Below are 15738 nucleotides of genomic sequence, written 5' to 3'. Positions count from 1 at the left end.
GTGCGAACACTGCATCTAATTTTTTTAAGCGGGTAACTAGTCTTACTTAGTTGCCAACTTTTCACGGATACGTGCAGATTTACCTGAACGATCACGTAAGTAGTAAAGCTTAGCACGACGAACACGACCGCGACGCTTAACTTCGATGCTAGCTACTAGTTTACTGTGCGTTTGGAAACCACGCTCAACACCTTCGCCATTAGAGATTTTACGTACTGTAAATGCAGAATGAAGACCACGGTTACGCTTAGCGATAACCACACCTTCAAACGCTTGAAGACGTTCTTTGTTGCCTTCAACTACACGTACCTTAACTACTACTGTATCACCAGCACCAAATTCAGGTACATCTGTTTTCATTTGCTCTTCGTTGAGCATTTTAATGATGTTGTTCATAACTTACTCCGTTCTAGAAATAACTGGGCTTATGACTACACAGGTTTGTCTAAATTTTTGACAAACTCCGCTAAAAGAGTCTTTTGTTCGCCAGTCAGAGCTAGATTTTCAAATAATTCTGGTCGTCTTAAAAAAGTCCTACCAAGACTTTGTTGCAACCGCCAGAGTCTAATTTTTTTGTGGTCACCGCTTAAAAGCACTGCTGGTACACCGACACCATCTAAAGTTTCAGGGCGTGTATAGTGTGGACAATCCAATAAGCCATCAGAGAAAGAGTCTTGCTCTGCTGACGCTTGCTTACCTAGTACACCAGGTACTAACCTTGCAACTGAATCAATTAAGGTCATCGCCGGTAATTCTCCGCCCGAAAGCACATAATCACCAATTGACCACTCTTCATCAATTTCAGATTGAATAATACGTTCGTCAACACCTTCGTATCGACCACATACCAACACTAAACTTGTTGATTTACTTAACTCAGAAACGCCTTGCTGATCCAGCTTACGTCCCTGAGGTGATAAATAAATCACCTTTGCACCGTCACCTGCCGCAGCTTTCGCTGCATGAATAGCATCGCGTAACGGTTGCACCATCATCAACATGCCTGGACCACCACCGTAAGGTCGGTCATCAACAGTGTTATGTCGATCATGGGTGAAATCACGAGGATTCCACGTTTGCAACTCTAACAGGCCGTTTTTAACGGCTCGACCCGTGACTCCAAAGTCTGTAACGGCACGAAACATCTCAGGAAACAGGGTTACTACCCCTAACCGCATATGATGTACCTCGACTTAAAAGTCTGGATCCCAATCCACTAATATCTGTTTGCTTTGCAAGTTCACCTCAAGGACGAACTGCTCAGGGACAAAGGGAATCATTCGTTCCGCTTTGCCAAAAGCATCTTTTACGTTAGCTTTAACAAGGAGTACGTCGTTCGATCCTGTTTCCACGATCTGATCGACTTCACCCATGTTGTAACCTTTGGTGTTAGTCACAGTACAACCAATCAAATCTCGCCAGTAGAATTCATCTTCTGACAAGTTTTTCATTTGGTCTGACTGAATGGCAATCTCACAATTTGTAAGTGCTTGCGCATCCTCTCGTGTATTTACGCCTTCTAAGCAAGCCACGAGTGCTTTACCTTGAAAACGCCACTGAGAGACCTTAACCTCACGCCATTCACCTTGTTCTTTTATGTACCAAGGGGAATATTCAAAAATACCTTCAACAGAATCGGTATAAGAGGTGATTTTCATCCAACCTTTAATACCATGACTAGAACCTATTTTGCCTAGTACGATGGGTTGTTGATTACTACTCATCTTTATACCTTAACGCTATTAAGCAACAGCTTTACGAGCGTCTTTGATCAATTTTGCTACGCGATCTGATGTTGCAGCACCAGTTGCAACCCAATGATCAACACGATCTAAATCTAAACGTAAAGTTTCTTCTTGACCTTTAGCTAAAGGGTTGAAAAAACCAACACGTTCGATGAAACGACCGTCACGTGCATTGCGGCTATCTGCTACAACGATACTGTAAAATGGACGCTTTTTTGCGCCGCCACGAGCTAAACGAATGGTAACCATGCGTTTTATTCCTCTAATGATTTGCTAGAAGCAAAAATAAAAAACTGGGACTCCGTGTTCGCGAAGGGCCCCAGTAGAAAGCCGGAAGATTTTACCTGACTTTTCAACTATTGCAACCAAATCCGACGATTTTTACATCGAAGGCTAATGCCTGCAATAGGTCAAAATAAATCTAACCAGCGGTATTTGAATAGATATCCATGAAAAACTTAGGCATTAACGTCCTGGAAACTTCATTCCCGGAGGCATCATACCGCCCATACTGCGCATCATTTTTTTCATGCCACCTTTACCTGACATTTTTTTCATCATTTTTTGCATTTGAGTAAACTGCTTCAAAAGACGATTAACATCCTGAATTTGAGTGCCAGAACCTAAGGCAATACGACGTTTTCGTGAACCTTTAATGATATCAGGACGCTTGCGCTCACCTGGTGTCATTGAATTAATAATAGCTTCCATTTGGCCGGTCATCTTGCCATCTTGAACTTGGGCTAACGCTTCGGGTGGTAATTGGCCTACACCTGGCAGCTTTTCAATCATGTTCATCATGCCGCCCATATTCTTCATTTGCAGCAGTTGTTCGCGAAAATCCTCTAAATCAAAGCCGCCACCTGATTTCACTTTTGAAGCAAGCTTCATGGCTTTGTCTTTATCAACGCCACGTTCTACTTCTTCAATGAGTGAAAGCACATCGCCCATACCAAGAATACGTGAAGCAATACGCTCAGGGTGGAATGGCTCAAGGGCATCAATTTTTTCACCGACACCTAAGAATTTAATCGGTTTTCCAGTAATATTACGAATCGATAACGCCGCGCCGCCACGTGCATCACCATCAATCTTTGTCAGGATCACACCGGTTAACGGTAATGCTTCATTAAATGATTTTGCAGTATTAGCTGCATCTTGGCCAGTCATAGCATCGACAACAAAGAGCGTCTCTACAGGATTAACGGCTGCATGAAGGTCTTTAATTTCATCCATCATCGCTTCATCAACATGCAAGCGACCTGCGGTATCGACAATCACAACATCAATGAACTTAAGCTTGGCATGGGCAATCGCGGCAGTAGCAATATCTACTGGCTTTTGGCTCACATCCGATGGGAAAAACTCAACTTCTACTTCGGTGGCTAAGGTTTCTAGCTGTTTGATCGCTGCAGGGCGATAAACATCGGCACTCACTACCAGTACTGATTTCTTTTCGCGTTCACGTAAAAATTTAGCCAGTTTGGCAACACTGGTGGTTTTACCCGCACCTTGTAAACCTGCCATCATTAATACTGCTGGCGGTTGACTAGCGAGGTCTAAGGCTTCATTGGCCTCACCCATTGCAATTTCAAGTTCGTTTTGGACAATTTTAATGAATGCTTGTCCTGGACTTAAACTTTTTGACACCTCTTGACCAACAGCGCGTTCTTTTACACTGTTAACAAATTGGCGTACCACTGGCAAAGCAACATCAGCCTCAAGCAGCGCCATGCGCACTTCACGTAAGGTATCTTTAATGTTGTCTTCGGTTAAGCGACCACGACCACTAATATTCTTGAGGGTGCGTGACAGTCTGTCAGATAGATTCTCAAACATGCGCTGCTGTATACCTTAAACGATTCCATAATTGGCGCCCATTATACCCAAACTACTTCAAGATGCGACATCAGCCTGCGCTATCAGATTTGATATTCATCATCTTTCGTAAAGAATTTGCAGTTAAATGATGGAAACTGTTAAATTTTGAGTCTTAGGTCACTCCACTATTGGGGGGCGTTCGTGTTAATCTTAACTAACTAAAGATGTGCTGATTTTATATTGTAAAAAACAACGGCACTCATAACTTGATAGGTTTATTCCAGATGGTCATTTTCCCAGCTTCGGCGATGTTGTTTTATTGCATTGCACTTATTTTAGTGACAAGCCGACTTTTCCACGTAGAAGGTCCCAATCGCAAGCTCGTTGCTATCTTTGCATCCATTGCCGTTGTGCTTCATGGCATTGCATTATCACAAACCATTTTTACCGCTGATGGGCAAAACTTTAGTTTAACCAATGTGATTTCACTGGTTAATTGGATTATTGCCTTTAGCTTTACCATTATCATGCACCGCTTAAAAGTGATTGTTGTGGTGCCTGTGGTTTATGCTTGCTCAGTTATTTCGGTTGCTGTGCTGTGGCTCATTCCCCCTCAATACATCATCCACTTTGATGTTCACCCAGAAATCCTAGCACATATTGTATTATCGCTTATGGCCTACAGTGCCTTGATGATTGCAGCTTTGTACGCTATTCAGTTGTGGCTAATCCAAAATAAATTGAAAAACAAGAAAACCATGATGAGCCCCGGCATGCCGCCATTAATGACAGTTGAAAAACAGCTGTACCATTTGGTAACTATCGGAGTGATGCTACTAACATTATCACTGGCGACAGGGTTTATCTTCTTGGAAGATATGTTTGAAGATGGCAAAGGTCACAAGGCTATTTTATCAATTATGGCCTGGGTGGTTTACTGTGTGATGCTTTGGCAGCATTACAGCATCGGTTGTCGTGTTCGTACAGCTGTAATATATACCTTATCTGGGGCAACGTTACTTTCTCTGGCTTATTTTGGCGCACGAATCGTTACTGAAATTATTTTACGATAACCGTATATTTGGTTGAATAGTATTAACCAAGCTTGACACTCATGACGAATGATTGATACTCATCATTCGTCTTTTTTTTACTACAATAACTGGAGCCATTTTTGGACGCTATTTCTACCAGCGCACTCCTCTTCTCTCTGTTGGTGTTAATTTGTATCTCAGCCTATTTTTCGGGTAGTGAGACCGCCATGATGACCTTAAATCGCTATCGCTTACGTCATTTAGCAGCTAGCGGCCACAAAGGTGCTATTCGTGCACTAAAAATGTTAGAGCGACCCGACCGCTTAATCGGCCTGATTTTAATTGGTAATAATCTGGTTAATATCTTAGCCTCTGCTATAGCAACCATTATTGGCATGCGCTTATTTGGTGACATGGGCGTAGCTATTGCCACAGGTGTTTTGACTTTGGTGGTTCTCATCTTTGCCGAGGTCACCCCAAAAACCATTGCCGCCTTACACCCTGAACGTATTGCCTTTCCGTCAAGCTTGCTATTAAAAGCATTACTGTCGATATTATGGCCGCTAGTTAAAGTAATTAACTTAATCACTTCTGGTTTTTTACGGGTATTAGGAATTAAAAATGTCAGTGTTAATGATGCCCTTAGCCAAGAAGAATTACGCACGGTTGTTCATGAAGCTGGGGCATTGATCCCGCAGCGACATCAAGAAATGCTTTTGTCGATTCTAGATTTAGAAAAAGTCACGGTTGAAGACATTATGATCCCGCGCTCAGACATTTATGCCATTAACGTTAATGACGAATTCAAACTGATTAATAAACAGGTGACTCAAAGCCCGCACACACGAGTGTTGGTGTATCGCGATAATATCGATGATGCCGTCGGTTTTATCCACCTGCGTGATGCCTTAAGACTGCAGTCAAAAGAAGAATTTAGTAAGTCGACATTATTAAGAGCCGTAAAAGAATTGTACTTCATTCCAGAAGGCACGCCGTTAACGGTACAACTGTCTAACTTTCAGCAGAATAAAGAACGTTTTGGCTTAGTAGTGGATGAATATGGTGATATTCAAGGTTTGGTGACGTTAGAAGATATTCTTGAAGAAATTGTCGGTGATTTCACCACTTCAATGATCACCACTGCCAGTGAAGATATTGATATTCAACAAGATGGCAGTTTCATTATCGAAGCCAGCATCACCATACGTGACTTAAATAAAGAAATGAAATGGGATTTTGCCATCGATGGACCTAAAACCTTAAATGGGTTGATCATCGAACACCTTGAAGAGATACCATCAGCCAGTACTCGCCTTAAAATAGGCCGCTATGACATTGAGGTTTTAGAGGTATCAGATAACATGATTAAAACGGTAAAAGTCATACCGGATGCTGCGCTTACTGAAGTTGAGCAGGATGACTAACATTAGTTAGTTTTAAGCTATTAAAAAGCTAAAAAGGCGCATTGAGCGCCTTTTTTAATACCAAAAATTCAATCAAACTTATGCGGTTTGACGCTTTTTAGCCTCTAACGCTCTGCGTTTATCCCGCGCTATTGGGGTGATTTCTTCTTCAAGTTCTTTGCCAAAGCCAAGCATAAAATACAACTCTGCCATTAAAAAAAACGGCCCTATCAAAAGTTGATTTAAATCGTCAATAAAAGCTGGTTTGGCTTTTTCGTATTTATGGCCGATAAACTGAATCGCCCAACCAACAACAAATACAGCAATGGCCACAAGCCAGCCCGCCCCATGCTGCGCTGCCAGCGTAGTGGTGATAAGCACTGGAACAATAAAAATCGTTAATCCTAACGCTAAACCTTTATGCAAGATGAAGTAGTAAATTAAAGTACCGATAGCAAACGCGGATGCCACATTCACATTGATATACAAATTTGGCAAAGACAGCAAATTCACCGGTATAAAATTTAACATCAAAAATACTGACCAGATAATCAGCGGTACGCCGATGAAATGGGTGCGAATATTATTCGGGTTTAAGTGCACACTTTTATAAGTTGCTAACTGCTCGACCGCTGATTTCATATCACCACCTTTAGTTGTTAGTTTTTTGTGAGTAATGGTTAACTCACGTTAACTTACCCTATCGATATCAGCAAACTCAAGTTTCGCCCTAAAAAGACTCAACCACAAAAAAGCGCATTAAGCGCCTTTAGATATTTAATATTAACAATTTCAGTCACTAAGACTCAATAATCACAGTTGCAACGGCATAATGCTGCTCATCAGCAATAGTAATATGGCCGCGGGTCGCGCCTAGTTGCTCAAGCCTTGCTAATGCACCATCAGTAAAGCTAATTAGTGGCGCACCATTGTCATCATTACTGATATGAATATGCTGAAATGAAACTCCGCGGCCAATACCAGTGCCTAAGGCTTTCGCTGCGGCTTCTTTTGCAGCAAAACGTTTTGCTAGGTATCGATGGGCTATTTTTGAAGATTGGTAAATTTCAAGCTCTGTAGGCGTGAGTACACGCTTAGCTAACTTATCCCCTAAACGGGCATATTGCAGCTCAATGCGGTTTATCTCAATAATGTCTGTACCAATACCCACAATGGCCATTATTCGCCTCTACGCCCTTCTAGCATTAATGTTTTCATATCTTTTACTGCAGTCGCTAAACCGTCAATGGCTGCTCTAGCGATAACAGCATGCCCAATATTTAACTCATACAACTCAGGGATAGCTGCAATAGCTTTGACGTTATGGTAATGCAATCCATGTCCTGCATTAACAATCAAGCCTTTACTGTGAGCATATTTGGCCATTTCAGTAATGCGCGCCAACTCTATAGCCTGCTCAGCATCCGTTTCAGCATCGGCATAACAACCGGTATGGATTTCAATATAAGGTGCGCCCGATGCTACAGCAGCATCTATTTGGCTTTTGTCGGCATCAATAAATAAAGATACCTTGATGCCTTCTGCAGCTAACGTCGTGACAGCTTGAGTGATTTTATCAAGTTGACCTGCCACATCTAAGCCACCTTCTGTGGTCAGCTCTTCACGCTTTTCTGGCACTAGGCAGGCATAGGCGGGCTTGACTTCACAGGCTATCGCAATCATTTCATCGGTAACGGCAAACTCAAAATTCATCCGCGTTTTAAGGGTTTTAGCCAACAAATACACATCACGGTCTTGTATATGGCGGCGATCTTCTCGTAAATGAATAGTGATGCCATCTGCGCCAGCATGTTCTGCAACCGCTGCGGCATGGATAGGATCAGGGTAACTGGTTCCACGAGCTTGACGAAGAGTGGCAATGTGATCGATGTTAATTCCTAATAAAATTCCACTCATTGTGGCTCCTTAATTGGCAAAACTGACTCGCTAACTAGCAAATCTAAAAAGTAATATTACAAACTAGTGGGCCTATTCTAATGTAAACCACTGGCTGCTCATATATTAAAAAGTTATTGTTTAATAAATAACTTACGGCTAAGTAATGGCTTACCGCCTAATAGCGGCGTTAACAGATAGCGCATGAGCCCTTTGGCTTGATTTAGGTGCTCTGGGGTTAATTGTTTTTGCTTGAGCTGAATGAGCATCTCACCAGCGAGCAAGTTACGACTGCTTGTAAAATGCTCTGATGCGGCTTGATTTACGACAGCAAAACCGGCATCAGTAACAAAACGATAGCTGCAACCTGCCATGATCATCTCACCTAAGGTGTCGTAGTCCAGTGATGGCAAAGCACCTAATTCTAAAAGTAGCTCCATCTCAAAATAGCGTAAATGACTGGAACTAAATTGCTGCGCCAAGCCCATTAAACTGCGGTGATAATGCAGGAATAACCCTTCAGCATGTTGGCCTGAATTAAGTACCCTAACCAGCAGCTCATTAAGATACATAGCAGAATATAAACTTTCAGCTTTAAGGGGTAATGCCGGCGCTGCGGGTTCAACTTGGGTAATAAATTTAAGCGAAGAATCAGTAGAGCCTGATTTGCTATTGAACTGGAATATCAGCGGCTGAAATGGCTGAATGATACTTTTAAGGGATTTTTTTCCGCTACCTACTCTGACTAAGGCATCGACCCTTCCTACATCATCAACTAACAGGTTAACGATCACACTGGATTCTCTGTATGGTCGATGATGTAGTATGTACCCCCTTAACATAACAGGGTTACACAGTCGCTAAAGTCGGTATTAAGTAAAGCATCGGCTTAGTCTTCACCATAGCCTAAGCTTCGTAAAGCACGTTCGTCATCTGCCCAGCCTGACTTAACCTTAACCCAAACTTCTAAGAAAACTTTATTATCAAACAAGGTTTCCATATCAAGTCGAGCTTGGGTGGCGATAGTGCGGATACGCTCACCTTTATTACCGATAACCATACGTTTTTGGCCCGTACGCTCGACCAAAATCAAAGCATTGATTTGATAAACGCCGTTTTCCATCATTTTGAACTGCTCAATCTCAACGGTGGCATCATAAGGCAATTCATCACCTAAGAAGCGCATTAGCTTTTCACGGACAATTTCTGATGCCATAAAGCGTTGCGAACGGTCAGTGACGTAATCTTCTGGGAAATAAAATCCAGCTTCAGGTAACGACTCACTGGCTAAATCTAAAATTCGTTGAATATTCGTGCCTTTAGTAGCCGAGATAGGCAGAATTTCATCAAATTTAAACTTAGCAGCTAACTTTTCAAGATAAGGGAATAAAGACTCTTTATCTTTAATATTATCGACTTTATTGATAGCTAAAACCGTTTTACGCTGACCACTGCCTTGCTCTAATTTCTTGAGCACCATCTCATCATCTTCAGTCCACGTCATGCCATCAACCACAAACACAACCATGCAGACATCAGCAAGCGAACTTGCTGCAGCACGGTTCATGAGGCGGTTAATCGCACGCTTTTCTTCAATATGTAAGCCTGGAGTATCAACAAAAACAATTTGCCTAGCTTCATCGGTATGGATACCCATAATGCGATGACGAGTGGTTTGCGGTTTTTTAGAGGTAATACTGACCTTCTGCCCAAGTAACTTGTTCAGTAAGGTCGATTTACCCACATTAGGGCGGCCGACAATAGCAACCATGCCACAATAGGTGATCTCGTATTTTGCTGTAGCGGCTGGCGCAGCGCCATTCATCCTTGCCAATAATTCATCTAAACTCGGCTCAACTGGTGAGTTCTCTGGCAAGTCTGTTTTTTTGGTCATTTATTAATAAGCTCCAATACCTGAGCGGCAGCTAGCTGCTCAGCTTTTCTTCTTGAAGTACTGACGCCTGTCACTACTTTATTGATTTCTGCTACGCGACATTCAACTGTAAATGTCTGGTCATGGGCCTCACCTTTTACATCAACAACATGGTATTCAGGTAAGGGCTTTTTATAACCTTGCAGATATTCTTGTAAAATCGTTTTCGGATCTTTTTGATTGATGCCAGGTTTGATTTCAGCCAAACGCTGCTGGTACCAGGTCAGTAATAACTTACGACAGGTCTCTATGTCAGCATCTAAATAAATCGCCCCGATAATTGCTTCAACCGCATCAGCTAAAATAGACTCACGTCTAAATCCACCACTTTTAAGCTCGCCAGGGCCTAAGTAGAGGTAATCGCCTAGCTTAAATTCTTTTGCGATAACCGTTAAGGTTTCACCTTTGACTAAGGTGGAACGCATACGGCTTAAATCACCTTCAGTAGCCTTAGGGAACTGATGATAAAGGGCATCAGAAATAATGATTGATAAAATCGAGTCACCTAGAAACTCTAGGCGCTCATTATGTTTTGATGCAGCACTACGATGAGTTAATGCCTGAGTTAATAAATCAACATTAGTAAACTCATAACCCAGCGTACGACACAGTCGCGGTAAGTTTTTAATTGGTTCCATTACTTGATCGCACCTACTCTGTCAAAACGCACCCCGGTTGGTACCCATGTTGGCAACCAACTACTTGCAGGTCGTTCAAATTCAAAACTAATCCAAATCGCTACCGCTTTACCTACTAAGTTAGCTTCAGGAACAAAGCCCCAAAAGCGGCTATCAGTGCTGTTGTCACGGTTATCACCAATGGCAAAGTACTGACCTTCTGGCACAATAAATTCACCCACTGCCGTACCCGGTTGCTCAAAGAAATGTGAGCTAAAATCAGGGCGAGATGGGTTGATTAAAATATCATGTTCTACATCAGTTAACTGCTCGGTATAGCGAGATAACGACACACCTTCATGGGTAAACTCACCACGATTAACTGGCGTTAGCTTAATTGCTTTTGCTGGCGGACAATTTGTTGCTGCATCACATTTAGGCTGAATAAGAAATTGCTTATTTTGGTAAATAATACGGTCACCGGGTAAACCAACCACTCTTTTAATATAGTCTATTTCAGGCTGCTGAGGATATTTGAACACAAACACATCGCCACGCTCAGGCTCACCTGTTTCAATTAGCTTGCTGCGAAAGACGGGGTCACGTAAACCATAACTGAATTTTTCTACCAGAATAAAATCACCTACCAGTAAAGTCGGTTTCATTGAGCCCGATGGTATTTGAAATGGCTCATAAATAAATGAACGCAATATCAATACAAATGCGATAACCGGAAAAATTGAATGGGCAAATTCAACCAAGGTTGATTCACGCGTAATGCTGTATTTTGCATCATCACTCAAATCAGGTTGCTTTGCTTCTGCAAGGGCTAAGCTTTCACGACGTTTAGGGGCAAATATCGTTGCATCGATTAACCAAATTAACCCACTCACAAGGGTTATTATGGTTAAAATAAGAGAAAAATGGGCTGCCATTGAAATTTAAGCTCCTGCCTTTAACACTTTCAAATAATAGTTTAATGAATAAACCGCTGAATAATGAGTATCCTATGGAATACATCGTTAAGCACTAACTGTAATGTTACAAATTATACGAATAAACCGTTGTTGCAAAATTAACTTTTGCTAATGACAACGCCGCAAACTGCGGCGTTATCTGAACTCTAATGAAACCTATGCAGGATTAATCATTAAGTTTCAATACAGCTAAGAACGCTTCTTGAGGCACTTCAACGTTACCGACTTGCTTCATGCGCTTCTTACCTTCTTTTTGCTTATTTAGTAGTTTCTTCTTACGCGAGACATCACCACCATAACATTTAGCGGTAACGTCTTTACGCATTGCTTTAATGTTTGAGCGGGCAATAATCTGACTACCCACCGCAGCTTGAATCGCGATATCAAACATCTGTCTTGGGATCAGCTCTTTCATTTTATCAACTAAAGCTAAGCCGCGATGACGAATGTTTGAACGATGAATAACCATTGCTAGCGCATCAACTCTGTCACCATTGATCAAGATATCTAAACGCACCATATCCGCTTCTTCAAAACGAATAAAGTTATACTCTAATGAGGCATAACCACGACTGGTTGATTTCAATCTATCAAAGAAATCCATGACGACTTCAGCCATTGGCAATTCGTAAGTCACAGAAACTTGATTACCGTGATAAACCATATTGGTTTGTACGCCACGCTTCTCGACACATAAAGTGATAACGTTACCCAAGTACTCTTTAGGCACCAACATGTTTGCTTCAACAATAGGTTCACGGATCATGTCGATGTTATTGATTGGCGGTAAATCTGATGGGTTATCTACATACACCACCTCACCATTGTTCAATTGAACTTCATAAACAACAGTCGGTGCTGTGGTAATCAAATCAAGGTTGTATTCACGCTCAAGACGCTCTTGAATGATTTCCATGTGCAATAAGCCAAGGTAACCAATACGGAAACCAAAACCTAATGCTGAAGATGATTCAGGCTCGAAAAACAGCGATGCATCGTTCAAGCTTAGCTTGTTTAATGCATCACGGAAGCTTTCAAACTCATCTGTCGAAATTGGGAATACACCGGCATAAACTTGCGGTGTAACCTTTTTAAACCCAGGTAAAGGCTCTTCGGCACCATGTTTAGCGTGAGTTAAGGTATCACCTACTGGTGCGCCGTGAATTTCTTTAATGCCCGAAATAACAAAGCCAACTTCACCGGCTTTAAGCTCAGGTGTATCTGTTTGTTTAGGCGTAAAGATACCAACACGGTCAGCATTGTAGTTTTGACCGGTAGACATAACTTTAAACTTGTCACCTTTTTTCAAGACGCCATGCTTAATACGTACTAACGAGACAACACCAAGGTAACTATCAAACCATGAATCAATAATCAGCGCTTGAAGTGGTGCATCGATATCACCTTCTGGTGGTGGGATATCCGATACGATGACTTCTAGTACATCTTTAATACCGATACCCGTTTTAGCTGAGCAGCGCACAGCTTCCATAGCATCGATACCAACAATATCTTCGATTTCTGCAGCGACACGCTCAGGATCGGCTTGAGGTAAATCGATTTTATTTAAAATCGGTACCACATCAAGATCCATTTCTAAGGCGGTGTAACAGTTTGCAAGTGTCTGTGCTTCAACGCCTTGACCGGCATCAACTACTAGCAATGCACCTTCACACGCAGCAAGTGAACGGGATACTTCATAAGAGAAGTCAACGTGGCCGGGTGTATCAATGAAGTTCAGCTGATAAGTTTCACCATCATCGGCTTTATAGTCGAGGGTAACACTCTGCGCTTTAATGGTAATGCCGCGCTCACGTTCGATATCCATAGAATCGAGAACTTGAACGTCCATTTCACGGTCTGATAAACCACCACAAAATTGGATAAGGCGATCAGACAATGTTGATTTGCCATGGTCGATATGGGCAATAATTGAGAAGTTTCTAATGTGTTTCATGTGGGTGAAATGGCTACTACTAAAATGGTGGATATAATGAGGTCGAATTGTACCTGATAAAGGGGTTAATACCAATCACAATCAATAACTGGACAAAAAACAATAATAAAATCACCCTTCATATCTGATAAATAATGCTATCTAGCCCGCGAAAGGCTGATCCCTTGGCCTAAATACGCTGTAATGATGGGCGTCGAGGCTTTTTCAAGCGTTAGCGCTTTGCTTTTACCGGCTTTCCAAGCCATGAAACTGCCTATCGCTGCAAGCATCATTGCGCCATGGTCAGTGTTGATATCCAAAAGACCAGCTAAGCCCTGCCCCATAATAGCGCCTAAAAATAACCCAACTAAAGGAGTGATATAAACCAGCATTGCTGCTTTTAATATCACGGATTCAGGCAGAGCAAGTTTCAGTAAATCACCCGCTTCGCAGGCTTGTTCTGCCATCAGAGAGAATTGCTGCTTTTTAATCGAAAAGGCTTTAGCAACCGTTGAGGTGCCACAATTGTCACTGCTTGAACAATGATTACAAGCACTCTTAAGTTCAATCTCAACGGTGACCCACCCTTTGGGATCGTAAGCGATTACCGTCGCCACCTCCTCCAACATCGATTGCGATAATGCTGGAGGTGATTGAGGTTTTTGCGCTGATGTTGAGTCTACTTGTTGAGTCATAGCGAAAGGCGCCCTGTAGGTTAAGTGCTAGTGATTCTAGCACTTATTTTAACGCTTGTTTTATGGCTAGTTACTTTAATACTCGTTATTTCAAGACCATTTATTTCAAGAATCTTTATTTCAACACTAGGCTTTTAGCAATACGATTAAGCGTATCTGCAGGCACTTTACCCACAGCAACTACTTCAACATTGCCCACTTGCTCAACCACCATTGAAAGGCCGTTGCGGGTAATTAGCTCATCAGGCATTGGACTATCACCCATTCTGGCCACATACACTGAAATGTTAACTAAGCCATCGGTTAAAGCGATATATTCAACTGATTCATCACTGCCAAGTAAGCGGTGATGATCTTTTACTACTAAATGAAACCCTGCAGGTAACCAAGTAAATTGCCAATTCTGTCCTTCAATCCGTTCAGCTGGGTTCATCACAGGCGGCAGTTCTTGCTTTTCAGCTTCGACTAAAATGCTCGCTGGCTCACCAAGCTCTATTAGCTCAATGACCATCATTTGCTCAATAAGCTGTTTGTCTTGGTTAATCATGTCATAACGCAGTGGTAAATGGGTTTCCATGTCCACCCAAACTTGTGACATAAAGCGGTGTTCATCAACCGGAATAATGCGGATCATTTGCCCAGGGCGCCCAGCTATACGGCTTCTTCCACCTAAAACAAATTGATACCCCTGCTCTAAAGAATTGATATTAGATGCAAAAATAGCAGGCCAAAGACCTTGAATACGGGGAGCGCTGATGCTGTATGCCGGTTGGTCATGCTCAATAAATGTTACCGTATCAGCAACTCTGACCGCATTTTTAGGGGGGCCATTGAGGTACTCTAGAAAAGCGACTTCTTTATCATTGACCGTACCATGCAGATAAACCAGTGGTCGTATGTGGTCGGCTTGCAGTTGAATAATAGAAGATTTGAATTGTTTGGTTTGTAATGCTTGGCTCATACTTTCAAGCCAAGCTTTCGCTGATTTTTCTTCTTCGGCAATACTAGGGAAAGCCAATACAGCAAGTACTAACAGGATTAGACGCAAGCTAACTCCGAATTAATGATTAAAATCGTTTAGTTCAATTTCGCTATTGTTGTCCACAACCGCACCTGAATTCAACCTTTGTTGTAGCATATGGTCTTGGATATAAGAATTTATACGGCGACGTTGCTCAACCATATTATCGTTACTGATATTAGATTGATTTTGTACAGCCCCAGTTTGGAGACTAACAGGTGACGCAGTCCCAATTAAAGGACGAGTATTTAACACAGGTAATGGTGAGTCGACACTTGGGTCTTGCTCATAATTTTGCACACCAACAATTGCTACCATAGCCACAGTTGCAGCAATTGCATATTGACCAAACTGTTTGAAAAACGGTACCACATTATCTTTCTTAGTCTCGTTCACGGTTTCAGTATCATGTACTGAAGTTGTTTGAGTCTGAGGTGCAATAATGGCTGGCTCTAATTCTATTGCCGCTGCAATATTAGCAGAAAGATCCAAATCAATTGTCTGTGGTAACTCGCCGCGCATTGCATCGCCTATCATGTGATAGTTTTGCCATTTGCTATGTGAGCCTTCGTCTGCTGACAATTCCGCTAATGTTTTTGCATCAACTTCGCCGTCAACTGCTGATGAAACCCATTCTTGACCTGATTTAAGCATTTTTCA

At 42.0% G+C, this 15738-nt stretch carries 18 protein-coding genes; 2 read left to right on the top strand and 16 right to left on the bottom strand.

Going from position 1 to position 15738, the window contains the following annotated elements; translation table 11 throughout:
- Nucleotides 1-42: 42 nt before the first annotated feature.
- The 5 genes from rplS to ffh all read right to left on the bottom strand — a co-directional run bounded on the left by rplS (nucleotide 43) and on the right by ffh (nucleotide 3584).
- On the bottom strand, nucleotides 43-396 hold the full coding sequence (gene rplS / locus AB4160_RS12535) for a 50S ribosomal protein L19 (protein WP_076542580.1): 354 nt from the start codon (nucleotides 394-396) through the stop codon (nucleotides 43-45).
- 35 nt (nucleotides 397-431) lie between these two features.
- Nucleotides 432-1178, bottom strand: a complete 747-nt coding sequence (gene trmD, locus AB4160_RS12530; RefSeq protein ID WP_076542576.1) for a tRNA (guanosine(37)-N1)-methyltransferase TrmD — start codon at nucleotides 1176-1178, stop codon at nucleotides 432-434.
- A gap of 15 nt (nucleotides 1179-1193) precedes the next feature.
- Nucleotides 1194-1724, bottom strand: a complete 531-nt coding sequence (rimM, locus tag AB4160_RS12525; RefSeq protein WP_076542574.1) for a ribosome maturation factor RimM — start codon at nucleotides 1722-1724, stop codon at nucleotides 1194-1196.
- Between the two features lie 18 nt (nucleotides 1725-1742).
- A complete protein-coding gene (rpsP, locus tag AB4160_RS12520) occupies nucleotides 1743-1994 on the bottom strand; it encodes a 30S ribosomal protein S16 (RefSeq protein WP_102439225.1) in 252 nt (83 codons plus the stop codon).
- Nucleotides 1995-2210: 216 nt separating this feature from the next.
- The gene (ffh, locus tag AB4160_RS12515; RefSeq protein WP_102439226.1) at nucleotides 2211-3584 is read right to left on the bottom strand and encodes a signal recognition particle protein; all 1374 of its coding nucleotides are present in this window, start codon (nucleotides 3582-3584) and stop codon (nucleotides 2211-2213) included.
- 266 nt (nucleotides 3585-3850) lie between these two features.
- Between ffh and AB4160_RS12510 the strand changes: the two genes are divergently transcribed.
- A complete protein-coding gene (locus AB4160_RS12510; RefSeq protein WP_102439227.1) occupies nucleotides 3851-4639 on the top strand; it encodes an inner membrane protein YpjD in 789 nt (262 codons plus the stop codon).
- 101 nt (nucleotides 4640-4740) lie between these two features.
- Entirely contained in the window at nucleotides 4741-6024 is a 1284-nt protein-coding gene (locus AB4160_RS12505; RefSeq protein WP_102439228.1) for an HlyC/CorC family transporter, read from the top strand.
- 78 nt (nucleotides 6025-6102) lie between these two features.
- On the opposite strand, the gene AB4160_RS12500 is transcribed toward AB4160_RS12505, so the two are convergent.
- From AB4160_RS12500 to AB4160_RS12450, 11 genes are all read right to left on the bottom strand, one after another.
- Nucleotides 6103-6645, bottom strand: coding sequence for a DUF962 domain-containing protein (locus AB4160_RS12500; protein WP_102439229.1), 543 nt, complete (start codon nucleotides 6643-6645; stop codon nucleotides 6103-6105).
- A 157-nt stretch (nucleotides 6646-6802) separates the two neighbouring features.
- Nucleotides 6803-7183: a holo-ACP synthase gene (gene acpS, locus AB4160_RS12495; RefSeq protein ID WP_102439230.1), complete on the bottom strand. Its 381-nt coding sequence runs from the start codon at nucleotides 7181-7183 to the stop codon at nucleotides 6803-6805.
- Nucleotides 7183-7920: a pyridoxine 5'-phosphate synthase gene (gene pdxJ / locus AB4160_RS12490; RefSeq protein WP_102439231.1), complete on the bottom strand. Its 738-nt coding sequence runs from the start codon at nucleotides 7918-7920 to the stop codon at nucleotides 7183-7185. Before pdxJ ends, acpS begins: the two co-directional genes overlap by 1 nt.
- A gap of 113 nt (nucleotides 7921-8033) precedes the next feature.
- The gene (recO, locus tag AB4160_RS12485) at nucleotides 8034-8741 is read right to left on the bottom strand and encodes a DNA repair protein RecO (protein ID WP_102439232.1); all 708 of its coding nucleotides are present in this window, start codon (nucleotides 8739-8741) and stop codon (nucleotides 8034-8036) included.
- 47 nt (nucleotides 8742-8788) lie between these two features.
- Nucleotides 8789-9793 (bottom strand): GTPase Era, encoded by a 1005-nt coding sequence (gene era, locus AB4160_RS12480; RefSeq protein WP_372004810.1) that lies wholly within the window; start codon nucleotides 9791-9793, stop codon nucleotides 8789-8791.
- Complete coding sequence (rnc, locus tag AB4160_RS12475) at nucleotides 9790-10470, bottom strand: ribonuclease III (protein ID WP_102439234.1); 681 nt, start codon at nucleotides 10468-10470, stop codon at nucleotides 9790-9792. The genes era and rnc overlap by 4 nt, the downstream gene beginning before the upstream one ends.
- On the bottom strand, nucleotides 10470-11384 hold the full coding sequence (lepB, locus tag AB4160_RS12470) for a signal peptidase I (protein WP_102475612.1): 915 nt from the start codon (nucleotides 11382-11384) through the stop codon (nucleotides 10470-10472). Before lepB ends, rnc begins: the two co-directional genes overlap by 1 nt.
- A gap of 208 nt (nucleotides 11385-11592) precedes the next feature.
- Nucleotides 11593-13383: a translation elongation factor 4 gene (gene lepA / locus AB4160_RS12465; protein WP_102475611.1), complete on the bottom strand. Its 1791-nt coding sequence runs from the start codon at nucleotides 13381-13383 to the stop codon at nucleotides 11593-11595.
- 137 nt (nucleotides 13384-13520) lie between these two features.
- Nucleotides 13521-13991, bottom strand: a complete 471-nt coding sequence (locus AB4160_RS12460) for a SoxR reducing system RseC family protein (RefSeq protein WP_372004983.1) — start codon at nucleotides 13989-13991, stop codon at nucleotides 13521-13523.
- Nucleotides 13992-14172: 181 nt separating this feature from the next.
- On the bottom strand, nucleotides 14173-15105 hold the full coding sequence (locus AB4160_RS12455) for a MucB/RseB C-terminal domain-containing protein (protein ID WP_102439237.1): 933 nt from the start codon (nucleotides 15103-15105) through the stop codon (nucleotides 14173-14175).
- 12 nt (nucleotides 15106-15117) lie between these two features.
- Nucleotides 15118-15732, bottom strand: coding sequence for a sigma-E factor negative regulatory protein (locus AB4160_RS12450; RefSeq protein ID WP_102439238.1), 615 nt, complete (start codon nucleotides 15730-15732; stop codon nucleotides 15118-15120).
- Nucleotides 15733-15738: the final 6 nt, after the last annotated feature.

Source organism: Shewanella sp. 10N.286.51.B8, assembly GCF_041469325.1.
Classification (GTDB): domain Bacteria; phylum Pseudomonadota; class Gammaproteobacteria; order Enterobacterales; family Shewanellaceae; genus Shewanella.
The sequence above is the reverse complement of the archived record's forward strand: the minus strand, read 5'-3'. Positions and strand labels throughout refer to the sequence as shown.

Bases quoted from the DNA above. Each gene is read 5' to 3' on its own strand.
- rplS (WP_076542580.1), bottom strand. From the start codon at position 396: ATGAACAACATCATTAAAATGCTCAACGAAGAGCAAATGAAAACAGAT.
- trmD (WP_076542576.1), bottom strand. From the start codon at position 1,178: ATGCGGTTAGGGGTAGTAACCCTGTTTCCTGAGATGTTTCGTGCCGTT.
- rimM (WP_076542574.1), bottom strand. From the start codon at position 1,724: ATGAGTAGTAATCAACAACCCATCGTACTAGGCAAAATAGGTTCTAGT.
- rpsP (WP_102439225.1), bottom strand. From the start codon at position 1,994: ATGGTTACCATTCGTTTAGCTCGTGGCGGCGCAAAAAAGCGTCCATTT.
- ffh (WP_102439226.1), bottom strand. From the start codon at position 3,584: ATGTTTGAGAATCTATCTGACAGACTGTCACGCACCCTCAAGAATATT.
- AB4160_RS12510 (WP_102439227.1), top strand. From the start codon at position 3,851: ATGGTCATTTTCCCAGCTTCGGCGATGTTGTTTTATTGCATTGCACTT.
- AB4160_RS12500 (WP_102439229.1), bottom strand. From the start codon at position 6,645: ATGAAATCAGCGGTCGAGCAGTTAGCAACTTATAAAAGTGTGCACTTA.
- acpS (WP_102439230.1), bottom strand. From the start codon at position 7,183: ATGGCCATTGTGGGTATTGGTACAGACATTATTGAGATAAACCGCATT.
- pdxJ (WP_102439231.1), bottom strand. From the start codon at position 7,920: ATGAGTGGAATTTTATTAGGAATTAACATCGATCACATTGCCACTCTT.
- recO (WP_102439232.1), bottom strand. From the start codon at position 8,741: ATGTTAAGGGGGTACATACTACATCATCGACCATACAGAGAATCCAGT.
- era (WP_372004810.1), bottom strand. From the start codon at position 9,793: ATGACCAAAAAAACAGACTTGCCAGAGAACTCACCAGTTGAGCCGAGT.
- rnc (WP_102439234.1), bottom strand. From the start codon at position 10,470: ATGGAACCAATTAAAAACTTACCGCGACTGTGTCGTACGCTGGGTTAT.
- lepB (WP_102475612.1), bottom strand. From the start codon at position 11,384: ATGGCAGCCCATTTTTCTCTTATTTTAACCATAATAACCCTTGTGAGT.
- lepA (WP_102475611.1), bottom strand. From the start codon at position 13,383: ATGAAACACATTAGAAACTTCTCAATTATTGCCCATATCGACCATGGC.
- AB4160_RS12460 (WP_372004983.1), bottom strand. From the start codon at position 13,991: ATGTTGGAGGAGGTGGCGACGGTAATCGCTTACGATCCCAAAGGGTGG.
- AB4160_RS12450 (WP_102439238.1), bottom strand. From the start codon at position 15,732: ATGCTTAAATCAGGTCAAGAATGGGTTTCATCAGCAGTTGACGGCGAA.